Genomic DNA, 15,818 nt, shown 5'->3' with positions numbered 1-15,818 from the left:
TTAATCTGCTTCACATAACTTAGCTAACATACGCATGCCGCGACGGGAACTTTTTACAAAGGGATTGCTTTCATCCCAAGCATAACCGGCCAATATAGAAGTGATCATAGGTTTAATTTCGGTATCTTCTGATTGGAAAAAAACCACATTTTGAAAGCTGGTGTCATACCAAGAAGTAACAAAAGTCTTAAATACATCTATGCCTTTTTTCAAGCTATCTGCATATTCAATTTGCCAATCCACCTGTTCTCCCTTAAGTTCACGAGTCACCAACTGAGCCGCAGTAACCGCCGAACGCATGGCTATTGTCACTCCTGAAGAAAACACCGGATCGAGAAATTCACCGGCATTGCCAAGTAAGGCAAAGCTAGGGCCATATAGGGATTTAACATTGGAGGAATAGCCGCCTATCATTCTTGCAGGTTGCGTTATTTCGGCCTGTTCAAACAATTCACTTAAATTGTCATCTTGATGAATAAAGGCCCACAACTGCTCTTCCAGTGTTTGTTCATCATTAAACAACTCGGGGCGTGCGACCACACCTAGACTAGAGGTGCCATCTGAAAAGGGGATCAACCAATACCACACATCTTCAATTTCTGGATGAACCGTAATCAGTATTTTATTTCTATCAAAATTGGCATCAGCTTTAATATTGTCTTTAAAGTGGGTAAATACGGCTTTACGTGGCGGCAGGTCGCTAGGCACATTTAGGTCTAACAAACGGGGTAATACTCGCCCAAATCCACTGGCATCAAGTACAAATCGGGTTTTTAAATGGTAGCTATCGTCTGCTGTCGTTATTTTTAATGTCGCCCCTTCTTCATGGGTAACTACCTCTTCGACGCTTTGCTGATATCGAATATCGGCTCCCAACTTACTGGCTTCATCGGCTAATAACTTATCAAATGCAGCACGCTTAACTTGAAAAGTAGTACCTGGTCCATCAGAAAATTTATTTTCAAAATTAAATTCAGAACGCTCACCTTTACGATAAAAAGCGGCACCATTCTTAAATTGAAAATCTAATTTTTCAGCGTTAGCGTTCAATGCATCTAACATGCCCGCTTGTTTAACAAATTCCATGCAATGAGGCAGTAGACTTTCACCTATAGAGAAGCGTGGGAAGTTTTCACGTTCCACCACTACAGTATTCCAGCCATCCTGAGCCAGCATTGAAGCAGCTATTGCACCAGCCGGGCCTGCACCAATAATGACAACATCACAAACTTCAGACTTGCTCATATTTATTCCTTATCTAGAAACGGGGCCAATTTATCAAGCAAACATTGGGGGGTGTTAAAAGACATTTCACCCGTAGACATCTCCACTGCCACCTGTATTGTATGGGCTTTGGTTAAAATTTTCTGAGTCGTTTTGTCTCGCACAATATAATCAATTTTTATTCGAGTCTGGTATTCAACTAAACTAGCCTCAATAGTGATCCATTCACTCAACTTAGCTGAAGCGACATATTTAATACGCATATCAACAATTGGCCACATGTAACCAGAGGCTTCCATTTGCAAATAATTGTAATCAAATAACTTGAGTAATTCACAGCGCGCAACTTCAAGGTATTTAACGTAATTACCGTGCCATACAACACGCATCGAATCCACATCAAAAAACTGTACTTCTAACTCGGTAGTCGCACTGAGTAAGGCTTTAGCTTTCATACAAATCCCATCTTTTTTGCTGGATATAACCTATGGTTTCTCGCAACAATTTGTCTGTAGGCCTGTCTTCATCGATCAATGTAAAGAAACTGCCAATATCATCCAACATCATACTGACGTCTTTAGTGAGAGAACTTTTCTCCAGTTCGCCCATTTCAACTCTTAGCCATATGCCTTGTACTGCGGCTAATAATGTGGCCGCAGCGACTTGTTCCGTTAATTGTAAAACTCGTAAACAATCTCTAGCGGCTATAGTGCCCATGCTCACTTTATCTTGATTGTGACATTCGGTTGATCTAGAAAACACACTGGCCGGCATAGTTAATTTTAATGCTTCAGCGGTCCAGGCTGAACAGCCAATTTGAATAGCTTTAAAACCGTGGTTGATATAACGGCGTTCACCTTTGGCTCCCGACAGATTAGATGGCAAACCATGATTCATTTTCACGTCTACCATAGTCGCAATCTGACGATCGGCCAAATCGGCTAAATTGGCCACACAGTTTTTCATGGAATCCATTGCCATGGCAATATGGCCGCCATAAAAGTGGCCACCATGTAATACGTGTTCACCTATACCGTCCACTATCGGATTGTCATTGGCACTGTTCAATTCGTTTTCAATAAAGGTCCTAAGCCAAGGCAAGCTATCTTGTAAAACCCCAATAATATGTGGCGCACAGCGTATTGAATAACGGTCCTGCAAACGCTGCGAATTACGCGGATGAGAATGGTGGTTAAGGTCGTTCTGGATCCAAGCGGCAATTTGATTTTGTCCAGGATGGGGTTTCACACTAAACAGAATGTCATCAAAATGGTTACTGTTGCCTTTTAAGGCTAGGCTAGATAATGCGGTGATCCTGGCCATTAACTTGCTTAAATATTCAGCACGTTCAAAAGCTAGGCAAGCTAGCGCTGTCATGACAGCCGTACCATTCATTATTGCCAACCCTTCTTTAGGCCGTAATTTAATAGGTTTCAAACTAGCTTGTTTAAACGCCTCAGCACTTGGCATAATACTGTCATTGTAATAAACGTCTCGTTCGCCAATTAATGCGCCCGCCACATATGATAAGGGTGTTAAATCACCGCTGGCTCCAACTGATCCTTCTTCGGGTATGACAGGAATGATCTGCTTGTTTAACATATCCACCAGCAAGTTTAAAAGATCCCAACTCACTCCCGAATAACCTTGAGACAAAGACACTAAACGCACCGCCAAAATGGCACGGCCCTTTTCCTGAGTAAAGTATTCACCCAAACCACAACCATGAAAACGCGTTAAGTGTATGGGCAATTCATCTATTAGAGAATGCGGCACTTCAACTGTACAAGAATCGCCATAACCTGTGGTGACGCCGTAAATGTGGCCTTCTTCCCTGAGCAATTGATCTAGAAAACGCACTCCTTCATCAACTTTTTTAGTAAACAAGGAGTCAGTAGATAACTCAACAGGGGTGCCTTGGTGGGCAATGCGAACTATATCTTCTATGCTTATTCTTTGAGCGCCAAAGCTCACCTTTTTCAACCCTGAACCCATCTAGTTACTCCAATTATTCTCTATTTATAGGGAGACACTGCATCCCAATTATTTATACACTAGTGCTAATATCGGCCTATATATTCAAATATTTTAAGGTCGATTAAAGTTCACTGATTGTTATCTTTTGTGGAATTTGTGTCCACTTGGGTTTCATTGCCTCGCCAGAAGTCAAAGAAGTTATTCCACTGATAAGGTGCTTGTAAACAGTAGTAACTCAACCTGTCTGCATATTTACATATTAATTGCTTAAAATAAGCTTGCCGTTCTTTACGTTTTACTTTGAGCGGTTGTGCAAAATTTTCAAGGTGTACCTGATATCGATCCGTGTCTGAATTTTTCAGGCAAGTCATAAAATATACAGGGCAATCCATAATAGTTGCTAAGGCAAATGGACCAATGGCTATAGGTGCGGGCTCTGTTAAAAATGGCACAAACTCCACACTATTAGGATTAGTGACCGAAGTGCGGTCAGCAAAAATCACTACAGCTTCACCGTCTTCTATTTTTTGTTTAAGCTTGATCGTATCGTCAGGTCCAAAATTGTCGATGTGAATAAAATTAATGCCCGCTTCAGGATTGATACGTTCTAAAAAATCATTAAAAGATTGAGCATGAGCATTGTAGGTAATGACATTCAATTTCTTTTTATTGGCGCCTGTGCTGAAAATAGCACGGCATATTTCCATATTGCCAAGATGAGTACTGAGAATGACACAGCCGCCACCACTAGTCAGCTCGGCATAAGTCTGTGGATCAACTATGTCAAGATCCGCTAAGTGAATTTTGCCCAACCAAGCATCGAACTTATCAACAATTGCCCAACCAAAAGTCAAAAAAACCTTAAAACCATGGAAATGTAATTTTAAACCATTACATGGGAGTTCATGACGAGCGTGTTCAATATTACGCCAATATTTGAGGATCCCGCGACGGGCTTGCCCGCCAGTGAGATAAAAATACAACATCACCGGGAAAAAGCAGACTTTGAAAAAACCTTTGCCAAACACTTTATAAATAGTGACTAAACAACGAATGCCTAACAAGCTGCCACGCTCTTTAATAGTTGACCAATGTGCTTGTTGACTCACTGAGCCCCCCTGAATTTTGAATAAAGTAAAACAGGAAGACGGACTAACATGCCGAAGAACAACCTAGTATGCATTTTTGAAATAAGCCAATTATCTTTCCAAACGTTAAAATGAGACACACCATCGGGTGGATAGAGTACCTTAGTTGGGATAAACCGAATGGGAACCTTTTGCCAAAACAGTCGCACCATGATTTCAATATCAAAATCCATCCTATTTCCCAAAGACGATTTTCCCATAAGCGTCATACAGGCTGATAAAGGGTAAACACGAAAACCACACATTGAGTCTTTGATTGATAGCGACAAGGTTTCAATATACACCCAGACATGAGTGATATAGCGGCCATAATATCGGCCTTTGGAAATACTATCATCATACACAGGCCTGCCACTTATCATGGCATTGGGATGACTCTTTGATTCATTTAATAAAACCTCAATATCAGCCAAATTATGTTGGCCATCGGCATCAATTTGCACTCCATGACTCATACCCATTTCATAAGCCAAGCTCAATCCAGTTTTTACTGCGGCTCCCTTACCACCATTAACCGTACGCCTAAACAGAGTTAGATTCTGATATTGTGCAGCAAGTTGTTCGAGCAAGGTTTGGGTTTTAAGATCACTGCCATCGTCTATCAAAATAATTGGAATAGCATATTGTTGCAATGCTTCAATAGTAGTGGCAACAGCCTGAGAGTGGTTGTAATTGGGAATAACAAAACAATAATGTTGTTTCACACAAACAACACCTTACCTGAAGCATGTTTCCCATGTTCTGAGTTATAGCTAAAGGTATATTTATTAGGGTTGATTTGATCTAATTTGAGTTTGAGGGTATATCCGGGACCAACAATAATTTGAAATTTAAGTCCGTTAAATGACTGAAATTTACTGGGGTCGACGTCAAAATATTCACTAGCGTATTCCACAACCCAGTGAATCAACACCACGCCAGGTAACACTGGAGCGCCAGGAAAATGGCCTTGAAAATAATACAAGTTAGCTGGGATTTTTAGTTCTAATAAAACTGAACTATCTTCCTTTACAACTGACAACAGCTCGCCATGATGTACATAATTACTCAAAATCGGACTCCATGGCCTGTCGGTTTAACTTCCCTTGGGTATTATAAGGTAATTGTAACGGATATCTAAATTTTTTTGGTAATGTCACAGCTTCAAACCATTGGGCTAAATAACTTCTGAATAAACGGTTAAACAAATATAAAGGCATAGTGTCCTTGACCTCTTTACCTAGGCTATTTAGTTCAATAACGGCGGCCAAATGTTTACGTTTGGAGCCTATGACTAACACACAAACATCTTGTACATATTGATGTTGTTTGCAGCGCATTTGCACTTCATTCAGAGAAATACGTTTTTCTTCAATTTTAACTATATCATCAGCCCGTCCCAATAACCGAAACTGCTGATCACTGAGCAGCTCTATTCTGTCATCTCCGTGAAATTGCTCCTGGGTAATATAAGGTGATGACAATAATAACAATTCAGTATTGTGTTGGTGACCAACACTGACACCTGTAAAAGTGTGCCAGATGTCATCGCTGATTGAGTCGCGCTGACGCCAGCCAATTCCACCTGTTTCAGTACTACCGTAGACTTCAATTAGGCGACACCCTAACTCTTGTTGTAATTGGATATTTTTATCCGCATCTAATGGCCCACCTGAAGAAAAAACACAGTGAATATGCTGTTTTACTGGTAATAAGGGATTATCCATGCATAAACGATGCAAGTGAGCAGGGCTGGCGATTAAGGTGACAGAGTCAAAATCGTCTTCTGTTATTTTATTGACAATATGTTCAGGGTATTCAAATGCTTGGCATACAAAAGCATGTCCCATAGCAATCGGCCAAAGAACCTTAAATAACAAACCATAAATATGTTGATGAGAAACAGTCGACAAAATAACACTATTTTTCACAGTCACGCCAAAGTTAGTTTCAAGGCATGAGATTTCTATTTGAAGTTGGCTAAATTTCTTTACTATGGCTTTCGCTTGTCCGGTTGAGCCAGACGTAAAAAAAGTCACTTCAGCATCACTCTTGATGTCCAGACTTACAGGGTGCTGACTAGGCCAAGTGTGTTGTGTGACTATATCAGGGTCAATATCTGCTGAACCAATACTGGCCTGCACCCGCATTTTTATTTCACGAATGTGCTCTGGCTGGGCGTTCTGAGGTAAAACAACGGATTTTCCAGCGGATAACAATGCGTAAAACATGGCGGAAAACATAAAAGTGTCAGATTCAAACAATAACCAAGTTTTAGAAGGTGACGTTAATAATAAGTGATGGTAACCGGCGACAATGTTTAACCATTGAGCGCTGTTTTGTCGCCCATCGACAAATTTAATTTTTTCGGGAGCGAGAGGATAACTTTTTAAGTCCATTTGCATTTACTGTCTTTAAGCGTGCGCTGTGATTGTATTTACTTCACAAGGAAATTGAGTGCGGATAGCGGGGGATCAATTGTTTATGACTTTATCTAACGCATCTAACAGATCATCTATAGTTCTAACTTGTTTAAAATTGTCAGGCTCAATCGAACGCCCAGTTTCTGCTCTTAGGCGCACAACAAGATCAACGACATCAATACTATCAATATCGAGTTCTTCATATATGTTGGTTTCAGGTGTTATATCCGCTTCGTCAATTTCAAATTCATTGACTAATATAGTTTTCACCATTGATAAAATTTGTTCTTTATTCATCTTTTTTGAAACCTTCTTTACTTACTAATTTGAATATAATCACTCAAGGTTTTAACTGAATAAAAATACTTCTTACTGTCTTCGGTATTACCATCAATCTTAATATTATAGGCATTTTTAATTGCCACTCCCAATTCCAAAGCATCAATAGAATCAAGTCCTAATCCATCTACAAACAGAGGGGCATCATCATCAATATCATCTACAGAGATGTCTTCCAAATCCAAGGCTTCTATAATTAACAGCTTAATTTCATGGTTCAGATCGCTCATCTATTTTCCTTTTATAAGATTTGATTGGGAGTAATGCATAGTTGTTATACTCGTCAATGGTTGACTTCAATCCTTTGCAATGATTAACCTAGACTTCAAAACAGTGGGAAATGAAAGGCACTTTGGGTGATTCAATTTTAACCGAGAGCTAATGACTCTTTTAAACAACCACAATAATATCATTATGTGGTTTATACGCAACATCTACCCATTGATGTCACAAAAATAAAATTGTGCTTACTAAATGATTTTAGCCCCTTCGAAGTAGCCAAGTTTGTTGATGAATATTAGTCAACAATTGACTTTCATTACTTAATATAAACCCCATAAAATTTAAAGCTTGGCAATCACTACCCAGAGTATCTTCAACTGCATTATATGAAAGATTATAGGCATTGTTTTCATCTTCTGTCGCTTCAATAAGTAAACCAATACCTATAGAGGTATCATCAACAACATAAGGACGGTAACACTCAGGTACATGTAGATCACAATACACATACAAAATTCTAGATAAATTATTCGCTTCGAGTTTTGCCACAGCGTCCAGTAAGCCCTGCATAAAACTACTCTGCCCTCCTGCAATAGCAGATAAAGGCGCTCGGTTTCCGGTAAATATACTGAATAATCCCGCGGCGGCATTATGTACTGACAGGCCAAATTGGGTGGGTGACAAATCCTTAGATAAGGCAATACTTTCAATCAACTTAGTGGTGCGGTGCAAATCACCATGACGGGAAGAAAAAACACAAGGTATATTCGCCTGATACTCACCACTGGCCTCTAGTGCACAATGTAAGGCTATCTTTGCAAAGGGACTTAAACGCCGTCTTTGCATAGCAGGAATGCTTGTTAACTGTGGCAAGCTCAACTCATCAGTTAAAGCTTTTTCACCTTGCTGCCATAATCGCCAATCCTCATCAGACTCGAGTCCCGGTGCCCATGCTACACATTTGCGAATATCGAATCTCAAGGACATTGTTGTTTCCAATAGAAAAAGCGCAGTCTACTAAAGCCAGACTTAGGGTTCAATTAGTTCAGCGCAAATTCTTGGACTTGCATAGTCGCATCTGCATTAGTCATGACAGAATAACTATACTTACTCTCTTCCAAGTATCCCGTTAGATAATGATGACCGGCAACTTGCCCCAAATTGTGTTGCAAACAAATTGCCAAATTTTCTCGGCACACTAGTTCAAAACTACTCTGGGTAACCTTTAAAAATGCTTCTTTGGCCGTCCAAAGACGATAAAACGATTGTTGTTGCTCACTATGATTGCATACTAAATTTTGTTCAGTTGGGGTGCTAAAAATTTTCACTAATTCAGTAAAGTTTCGGGATTTATGCTGCTCAATGTCAATGCCAATAGAACAAGGAAAAGCTGCGATGGCTGCCGCTATATAATGGCCACTATGACTAATTGAAACTGAGTAGTTAGCATCTGTTTCCATAACTCGCCAGCGAGCATAATCAATCAGTTGATAATCATGTGACGTACTCACAGCAAACAACTGCTTCAGACATTGTTTAATTAGCCACCTAGACATAGCAAACTGACGTTGTCGGGAGACATTTTTGAAACTTTGATAACGCCTTTGGTCTGTTTGATTCAAACAACCAAACAACAGCCCCGGATCAATATTAAATTGCTGCATATCACAGTAATACACATAAATATTATTAATGGGCAAACTCACTAACCTCAGTTTTTCTGGCGATCCTATAGCGGACTGCTGACTTATCATTTATCAAAATCATGTTAAACTTGACTGATTCTCCGTTATCTTGAAACTTTATGCCATACCCCCATTTACTGGCCCCACTAGATTTGGGTTTCACTACATTGAACAATCGGGTCATTATGGGCTCCATGCATACCAACCTCGAAGAACAAGTCGACGGTTTTGTGCGATTGGCCGCTTTTTATGCAGAAAGAGCTGCCGGGGGAGTAGGCTTAATAATAACAGGGGGAGTGTCCCCTAATGAATCAGGTATTTTGGCGCCCAAACGGGTGATCCTCAGTCGCAAGCAACATGTGGCCGAACATCAATTAATTACCCAAGCAGTACATCAATATTCCACTAAAATATGTATGCAAATACTACATGCTGGACGTTATGGTTATCACAGCCAAATTGTTGCTCCGAGTGCCATTCAAGCACCTATAGTGCCTTTTATTCCTCACGCTCTGAGTCACGAAGAGATAGAACAACAAATACAAGATTTCGTCAATTGTGCGGGCTTAGCCCTAGAAGCAGGATACGATGGAATTGAAATTATGGGCTCTGAGGGTTATTTAATTAATCAGTTTATTTGCCGTCATACCAACAAACGTGATGACCAATGGGGTGGAAGTTTTATTAATAGAGCGCGTTTTCCCCTAGAGATAGTTCGTCGAATTAGGCAAAACTTTGGTGAAAATTTCATAGTGATTTTTCGCCTCTCTATTTTAGATTTAGTGGAAAATGGTAGCGACTTACAAGAAGTCATTGCACTTGCTTTGGCCTTGGAAAAAGTGGGTGTTAACATTATTAACAGTGGCATAGGTTGGCATGAAACCCGAGTACCCACTATTGCCAGTGTGGTACCTAGAGCCTCATTTAGTCATATTACTGCCAGAGTTAAAAACCATATAAACATACCTATAGTGGCTTGCAATCGCATCAACACACCTGAAATCGCCGAGCATATCTTAAAAGAGAACATGGCCGATATGGTATCCATGGCCCGCCCTTTTTTGGCAGATAGTCAATTTGTAAACAAGGCCAGTGCCGATCAAGCCGAAACCATTAATACCTGTATTGCCTGCAATCAAGCTTGCTTAGATCATATATTTGTCAATAAGGTGGCCAGTTGCTTGGTAAACCCAAGAGCGGGTTATGAAACCTTGCTTAATTTTGAACCTGTTGATAAGCCGAAAAAACTGGCAGTAGTAGGTTCGGGACCTGCGGGAGCAATGTTTGCCATTTATGCAGCTCAACGAGGCCATAAGGTGACTTTATTTGAACAAAGCACCACTATTGGAGGACAATTAAACCTCGCGGCAAAAGTACCTGGAAAAGAAGAATTTAAAGAATTTTTACGCTACATCAAGCAGACGTTAAGGCAATCGACAGTGGATGTACAGTTAGGGCAATCACCTAGTTATAGTCAATTAAGTGAATTTGATGAGGTAATCATTGCCACTGGCACTAACGCTCGCAATTTAGAAATCCCTGGATCACAGCACTCAAAAGTAGTGAGTTATCAGGACGTAATAGAAGAAAATGTCGAAGTGGGTGAAAAGGTAGCGGTAATTGGAACGGGTGGAATTGCATTTGATCTTGTTGCCAAACTCACCAGCACTAATACTAAAAGCTGGTCATTATTGGAAAAACAACAAAATTTTGCGGCACATTGGGGCATTGATTATAGCAACCAAGTTAATGGTGGCTTAATTTCATCTGTAGACAATTCGGAAAATTCAAAACAAATCACTATGTTACAACGTAAAGTTCGCAAGCCTGGGGCTGGGCTAGGTAAAACCACAGTTTGGATACATAGAAAAGAATTCAAAAGACGTGGCGTTAAGACCTTATCATTGGTGAAATATGTGGGTATTTCGGACCAAGGTTTGACACTGAATATACGTGGAGAGGACACAGTTCTTGAGGCGGATTCAATAATAGTGTGCGCCGGGCAACAAAGCCATCTAAGCTATGATTTGACAAGATTTTCACAACCAGTGCATATCATTGGTGGCGCCAATAATGTAGTTGGCTTAGATGCTAAATCAGCAATTGAATCATCCGCTTGGTTAGCGGCAAAGATATAAATTCCTGATGGTAACTACAAATATATTTTTGCATCAGGATTTATTGGGATTTAAAACACAAGTAATGGAGTGCTGGCAATGGTGCAAATAAGTAAAGTATGGCGTTTTTTTGCCACCGCATTTTGTTTTTCCGTCTTTGGTATATGTGGCGTTTTAATGGCCCTATTTTGGCTACCTTTGTACCGCATAAAATATCAAGACGAAGAAACTCGCAAAAAAGCCTGCCGTTATGCGGTACACCTGACCTTTAAATATTTTATTTGGCTAATGTATTGTGTGGGTGTAACTAAAGTCACCACCAACAAAATAGATAAACTCAGTAAACTTAAAGGCAAAATTGTCATTGCAAATCACCCTTCCCTTATTGATGTGGTGGTATTGATTTCGTTGATCCCTAATGCCAATTGTGTGGTGAAACAATCTCTATCGAAAAACATCTTTACCCGGGGAATATTAAAAAACACCGGTTATCTCAACAATGCACAAGCACAGGATTTAATTGCTGACTGTGGGGACTCATTACGCCAAGGCAGTAATTTGATAATTTTTCCTGAGGGTACTCGCACTAAACCAGGAAGCCCATTATCTTTTCAAAGAGGTGCCGCTAATTTAGCATTGCGCACTGGGGCCAATTTTCAGCGAGTATTAATTCAAGTGTCACCACCAGCTCTAACTAAAGGTTGGCCCTGGTATAGAATACCTCCTCGGCAGATCCATTTGGAGTTGACTGTACTAGAGGAATTCGATATCAGTCCCTATCTGCAAGATAATATTAGTTTGTCGGTACGTAAATTGACTCGTGATATACAAAAAAAATTCAGCGATGAATTAGCTCGTTTTGATTCTGCGTTATAAATGGTAAACTTCGTCAAAGATACACTGGACTGACCAGAGACAGCGCTAATGCGTCGCTCAGAGCAAAACGTAAAAGTGGCTCATAGCTGTGATATTTTATGGAAAAACACATATGAAGAATCAACTCTATCAACAATTAACAGAACTCTTAGTGAATTATTTTGAGTTACCAGCAAGTATGATCACTCACGAAACAGACTTGTACGATGAACTTGAACTAGACAGCATCGATGCTATTGACCTAATGGTGAAATTACGGGAACTCACTGATTTAGATATCGAACCTGATGCCTTTAAAAAAATACGTACAGTTGGTGATGTTGTGAATGAATTACAACAATTGCAAGGCGCATAAAACGTGTCATGGCTGATGGCAGTTTTGGCAATACTTTATCCCGTTATCGCTTACGTGGGTTTATCTTTCGGCTCTCCTAGCTTAGTGGCTTTGGGATTAATTATTATATTATTACTGCGGTTTAAATTCGGCCATTCTTTGGTACTGGATAAAACCTATATCAGGCTGTTTATCGCGTCTGTAATTGTCGTTTTGGGATATTCACTTATTACGGATTCAAGCCAAGGTATTCGTTTTTATCCTGTTGTGACTAGTTTATTATTTTTAGGCATATTTGCAGTTTCTTTGTGGTCTAAACAATCCATAGTTGAACGGATCGCTCGAATTCGTGAACCTGATTTACCAGCAAGTGCGATATCTTATACCCGTAAAGTCACGATTTGGTGGTGTGGTTTCTTCTTAGTAAATGGAAGCATCGCTTTTTACACAGCGGTATATAGCGATATTGCCACTTGGACACTTTATAATGGCTTTATATCTTACTGTATAATGGCTGTTGTAGCTGGGGTTGAGTGGTTAGTCCGCAAAAAATACAAATATAAAGACCCCGCCACTTGAATACCTATACCAAGGAATATACCTAAAATGCGCAGGATCAATTTAATTCCATTGGTTTTACTTTTTATTATGGCTTTTGCAAATGCTCGGCCTGAGGTTTTTTCGCTGCAAGTTTCCAGTGAGCAACAAGGTCAATTTGTGCAAGAAAAACACTTAAAGGTACTCAGTCAACCCTTTGTGACTAAGGGTAATTATCATTACCAACAAAAGCTTGGTTTAGTTTGGCATACACAGCAACCTATTGAGAGTGAAATTAAAATCACAACTGAAGGTGTCAGTGAACGGCAACCGGATGGTCACTTTAAAACACTCACTTCCAATTCACAATTTAGTGAATTGTTACTTGCCTTGTTCAGTGGCGAACAAGGTAGCTTGCGCCAACAATTTGAAATTGAGCAGCAAGAAAATGAGCTCACTCTAATACCTAAAGCGAAACAAATAACACGAGTCATAGTGAAAATTACATTGTTATTGGAAGCCAGTAAAATACAACAAATTGTGCTCTATGAGCCTGAAGGAAATTATACCAATATATTCCTAACCGAAATGAATTCAACAACCAGCCAGGACTAAAATACTAGTGAAAATGACACAATCACGCCTGTTATATAGCTGGGTAATTATCACACTTATTTGTTGTTCCATGTTGCTGTATCACAGCGCTAATCAATCGATAAAATTTGATGCTAATATTCTAAATATATTAAATGTGGGCGACAACAGTGGCGCTTTGACTAAAGCCGCACGTAAGCCTTTTGAAAATAAAGCGCTTTTATTGCTGCAACTTAACGCAAATTCTGCCAGCAAAACTTACCTTCGCCAGTTAAACACAACGTTAACTAAACATGTTGCTATCCAAACAGTCAGCTTTAATCCCAGTGATAATATAGATATAAAAAAACTCATATCAATTTACGGTGATTATCCCCTCGCTTTTTTGAGCGATGATGCCCAAGTAGCCAGAGATAAAGATGACTATCAATTTATAATTAAACGTTACATGCAACTGCTGAGTCAGCCAACTAATCCTTTAGTTACATTAAGCATAGAGCAGGCGCCTTTACTCAATATAGCGGATTGGTTTACCGCTCGATTCAATCAATCTCTTTGGAAGCAGGACGATGAATTTTTATATATTGAGAGTGAAGGACTGCGTTATTACCCCTTGTTTATTGAATTTGTACCTAAGGCCATACAAATAGACCAAGTGGTAACTACAATAGCGCAACTTGACCAAGCGCTTTCCCAGAGCCACTTTTCTGAGCCTGTCACTATCATTAAAAGTGGCTTAGCTTTTCATAGCGCAGCTGTGACCCAACGCATTCAATTTGAGATGCAATTGTTTAGTGCATTGTCACTAATAGGTGTGTTGTTATTGACCCTAGTCAGTTTCAGAAATTTACGACCCTTATTGTGTATTGTAGTGCTAATAGCCGCTTCAATGCTTGCAGGCATGACAGCTCTGGTTGTGGTCTTCGAAGAAATACATTTATTGTCTTTAGTTTTTGCCATTAGCTTGATTGGTATAGCAGTAGATTATGGCTATCACATAATGTTTGCAGCTAAGTATACTGGCCTTAGAGGCACGTCTTTAGCCAAACACCTAGCCCCTGCTCTATTAATGGGCGCTGGCACCACATTACTCAGCTATTTATTATTATTATTGTTGCCCATTTTACTATTGCAGCAGGTAGCAGTTTTTGTGGGAGCCGGGTTATTCTTCGCTATTTTTACCGGACTGAGTGTTATCACATGGTGGTCAGTAAAAGTTACAACTGAGCCAGCAAAAATGGGGCCTCCTGTTGCACCTCCTAGGGGGTTTAAATTACTGTTAGCCTTCTTGGTTTTAGGTAGTGTTGTGGCCATACCTCAGTGGTATTTTGAAGACAACATCAATATGTTTAACAGTACGCCTCAACATTTGATTGATAATGAAATAAAGGTAAGCCAACTGGTAGGAAACCAACAGTATCCCAGATTTATCAGCGTAACAGGGATAGATCAGCAGCAAATACTGCAACGCTTTGAGAAAACTCGTAATGTCATTCAAACCTTAACTCAATCGGCATTTGAGCTCAAAGGATTAGACTTGTGGTTACCTTCTATAGCTACACAAAAAATCAATGCTCAGTGGCTCGAAATGGGAATAAAACAACAACAATTAGACCCCATTATTGCCATGGTTGATCCTCTGAGTGTAGAAAAGATGTTTTCTAAATCGGACACCTGGCTGACCGCGGATAAATTACCTGAGTTTATCCAACACATGTATCCATCCATTGTTAAACAAAATAATCAGCTTGTAGGAATTTTGAGTTACATGGGGCCCTTAGATGCCGTTTTACTGGCACAAATTCAGGCGCAATTGGATTTTCCCATTAATTATTATGACCAACCAGCCCAATACAGCGCGGCCCTGACTAAACTAAGACATTATATTTTATACTTTCTAGCCATGGCTGTGGCAGCCTTAATTTTGATAATGATAGTCCGCTATCCCATTCAAGTCGGATTGAAACTAGCGGCCTTACCTATTTTGGTCGCTTTTAGTGCACTCGCTATTACACAACTCATTACAGGCTCAGTGACTATATTCAATTTATTAGGCTGTATTTTAATTTTGGCCCTTAATGTGGACTATGTGTTTTTTCTTCGAGAACATGGACGACTCAATTATGTTTTAAAATCTATTTTTCTTTCTGCAACAACTACAGCTCTAACATTTGGCATCATGGTTTTTAGTAAAACACCGGCCATTTGGCAATTTGGCCTGACGGTTTTGATAGGGGTGACATTAGGCTGGTTACTATGTAATTTGCTACCTTCTGCAATACTCAATCAAGGTAAAAACCAAGCGTGAAATACCTAGTTTTTCTATGCATGTTATTGATCAATGCTTGTTCCTCCTTTCAAAA

At 39.8% G+C, this 15,818-nt stretch carries 17 protein-coding genes; 6 read left to right on the top strand and 11 right to left on the bottom strand.

Features of this window, described 5'->3' with window-relative positions:
- The 11 genes from GARC_RS00495 to GARC_RS25745 form a co-directional block, all read right to left on the bottom strand.
- A complete protein-coding gene (locus GARC_RS00495) occupies nt 1-1,245 on the bottom strand; it encodes an NAD(P)/FAD-dependent oxidoreductase (protein WP_007615553.1) in 1,245 nt (414 codons plus the stop codon).
- A gap of 2 nt (nt 1,246-1,247) precedes the next feature.
- Nucleotides 1,248-1,679, bottom strand: a complete 432-nt coding sequence (locus tag GARC_RS00490; protein ID WP_007615551.1) for an acyl-CoA thioesterase — start codon at nt 1,677-1,679, stop codon at nt 1,248-1,250.
- Nucleotides 1,669-3,219 (bottom strand): HAL/PAL/TAL family ammonia-lyase, encoded by a 1,551-nt coding sequence (locus GARC_RS00485; RefSeq protein WP_007615549.1) that lies wholly within the window; start codon nt 3,217-3,219, stop codon nt 1,669-1,671. The genes GARC_RS00490 and GARC_RS00485 overlap by 11 nt, the downstream gene beginning before the upstream one ends.
- 110 nt (nt 3,220-3,329) lie before the next feature.
- Nucleotides 3,330-4,310 (bottom strand): LpxL/LpxP family acyltransferase, encoded by a 981-nt coding sequence (locus GARC_RS00480; RefSeq protein WP_007615547.1) that lies wholly within the window; start codon nt 4,308-4,310, stop codon nt 3,330-3,332.
- A complete protein-coding gene (locus GARC_RS00475) occupies nt 4,307-5,053 on the bottom strand; it encodes a glycosyltransferase family 2 protein (RefSeq protein ID WP_007615545.1) in 747 nt (248 codons plus the stop codon). Before GARC_RS00475 ends, GARC_RS00480 begins: the two co-directional genes overlap by 4 nt.
- Entirely contained in the window at nt 5,050-5,400 is a 351-nt protein-coding gene (locus tag GARC_RS00470) for an ApeI family dehydratase (protein WP_007615542.1), read from the bottom strand. The genes GARC_RS00475 and GARC_RS00470 overlap by 4 nt, the downstream gene beginning before the upstream one ends.
- On the bottom strand, nt 5,393-6,733 hold the full coding sequence (locus GARC_RS00465; RefSeq protein ID WP_007615540.1) for an AMP-binding protein: 1,341 nt from the start codon (nt 6,731-6,733) through the stop codon (nt 5,393-5,395). Before GARC_RS00465 ends, GARC_RS00470 begins: the two co-directional genes overlap by 8 nt.
- 69 nt (nt 6,734-6,802) lie before the next feature.
- Nucleotides 6,803-7,048: an acyl carrier protein gene (locus GARC_RS00460; RefSeq protein ID WP_007615539.1), complete on the bottom strand. Its 246-nt coding sequence runs from the start codon at nt 7,046-7,048 to the stop codon at nt 6,803-6,805.
- Nucleotides 7,049-7,065: 17 nt separating this feature from the next.
- A complete protein-coding gene (locus GARC_RS00455) occupies nt 7,066-7,320 on the bottom strand; it encodes a phosphopantetheine-binding protein (RefSeq protein ID WP_007615537.1) in 255 nt (84 codons plus the stop codon).
- 250 nt (nt 7,321-7,570) lie between these two features.
- Complete coding sequence (locus GARC_RS00450) at nt 7,571-8,299, bottom strand: beta-ketoacyl synthase chain length factor (RefSeq protein ID WP_007615536.1); 729 nt, start codon at nt 8,297-8,299, stop codon at nt 7,571-7,573.
- A gap of 53 nt (nt 8,300-8,352) precedes the next feature.
- A complete protein-coding gene (locus GARC_RS25745) occupies nt 8,353-9,012 on the bottom strand; it encodes a 4'-phosphopantetheinyl transferase family protein (protein ID WP_161603919.1) in 660 nt (219 codons plus the stop codon).
- 104 nt (nt 9,013-9,116) lie between these two features.
- Between GARC_RS25745 and GARC_RS00440 the strand changes: the two genes are divergently transcribed.
- The 6 genes from GARC_RS00440 (at nt 9,117) to GARC_RS00415 (ending at nt 15,763) form a co-directional block, all read left to right on the top strand.
- Entirely contained in the window at nt 9,117-11,135 is a 2,019-nt protein-coding gene (locus tag GARC_RS00440; RefSeq protein WP_039988264.1) for an NADPH-dependent 2,4-dienoyl-CoA reductase, read from the top strand.
- A 78-nt stretch (nt 11,136-11,213) separates the two neighbouring features.
- Nucleotides 11,214-11,990 (top strand): lysophospholipid acyltransferase family protein, encoded by a 777-nt coding sequence (locus GARC_RS00435; protein WP_052151442.1) that lies wholly within the window; start codon nt 11,214-11,216, stop codon nt 11,988-11,990.
- Between the two features lie 112 nt (nt 11,991-12,102).
- Nucleotides 12,103-12,345 carry an acyl carrier protein gene (locus GARC_RS00430; protein WP_007615525.1) on the top strand — a complete coding sequence of 81 codons (243 nt, stop codon included), beginning with the start codon at nt 12,103-12,105 and terminating at the stop codon, nt 12,343-12,345.
- A gap of 3 nt (nt 12,346-12,348) precedes the next feature.
- A complete protein-coding gene (locus GARC_RS00425) occupies nt 12,349-12,903 on the top strand; it encodes a COG4648 family protein (RefSeq protein WP_007615523.1) in 555 nt (184 codons plus the stop codon).
- A 27-nt stretch (nt 12,904-12,930) separates the two neighbouring features.
- On the top strand, nt 12,931-13,476 hold the full coding sequence (locus GARC_RS00420) for a LolA family protein (protein WP_007615520.1): 546 nt from the start codon (nt 12,931-12,933) through the stop codon (nt 13,474-13,476).
- Between the two features lie 7 nt (nt 13,477-13,483).
- The gene (locus tag GARC_RS00415; RefSeq protein ID WP_153810827.1) at nt 13,484-15,763 is read left to right on the top strand and encodes an MMPL family transporter; all 2,280 of its coding nucleotides are present in this window, start codon (nt 13,484-13,486) and stop codon (nt 15,761-15,763) included.
- The last annotated feature ends 55 nt before the right edge of the window (nt 15,764-15,818 follow it).

Source organism: Paraglaciecola arctica BSs20135 (assembly GCF_000314995.1).
GTDB classification, from domain to species: Bacteria; Pseudomonadota; Gammaproteobacteria; order Enterobacterales; family Alteromonadaceae; genus Paraglaciecola; species Paraglaciecola arctica.
This window is presented reverse-complemented; position numbering and strand designations above follow the sequence as displayed.

What these genes read in the sequence shown, in the direction of transcription:
- GARC_RS00420 (WP_007615520.1), top strand. Translation starts at nt 12,931, where the DNA reads ATGCGCAGGATCAATTTAATTCCATTGGTTTTACTTTTTATTATGGCT.
- GARC_RS00435 (WP_052151442.1), top strand. Translation starts at nt 11,214, where the DNA reads ATGGTGCAAATAAGTAAAGTATGGCGTTTTTTTGCCACCGCATTTTGT.
- GARC_RS00465 (WP_007615540.1), bottom strand. Translation starts at nt 6,733, where the DNA reads ATGCAAATGGACTTAAAAAGTTATCCTCTCGCTCCCGAAAAAATTAAA.
- GARC_RS00455 (WP_007615537.1), bottom strand. Translation starts at nt 7,320, where the DNA reads ATGAGCGATCTGAACCATGAAATTAAGCTGTTAATTATAGAAGCCTTG.
- GARC_RS00430 (WP_007615525.1), top strand. Translation starts at nt 12,103, where the DNA reads ATGAAGAATCAACTCTATCAACAATTAACAGAACTCTTAGTGAATTAT.
- GARC_RS00440 (WP_039988264.1), top strand. Translation starts at nt 9,117, where the DNA reads ATGCCATACCCCCATTTACTGGCCCCACTAGATTTGGGTTTCACTACA.
- GARC_RS00495 (WP_007615553.1), bottom strand. Translation starts at nt 1,245, where the DNA reads ATGAGCAAGTCTGAAGTTTGTGATGTTGTCATTATTGGTGCAGGCCCG.
- GARC_RS00450 (WP_007615536.1), bottom strand. Translation starts at nt 8,299, where the DNA reads ATGTCCTTGAGATTCGATATTCGCAAATGTGTAGCATGGGCACCGGGA.
- GARC_RS00485 (WP_007615549.1), bottom strand. Translation starts at nt 3,219, where the DNA reads ATGGGTTCAGGGTTGAAAAAGGTGAGCTTTGGCGCTCAAAGAATAAGC.
- GARC_RS00490 (WP_007615551.1), bottom strand. Translation starts at nt 1,679, where the DNA reads ATGAAAGCTAAAGCCTTACTCAGTGCGACTACCGAGTTAGAAGTACAG.
- GARC_RS00460 (WP_007615539.1), bottom strand. Translation starts at nt 7,048, where the DNA reads ATGAATAAAGAACAAATTTTATCAATGGTGAAAACTATATTAGTCAAT.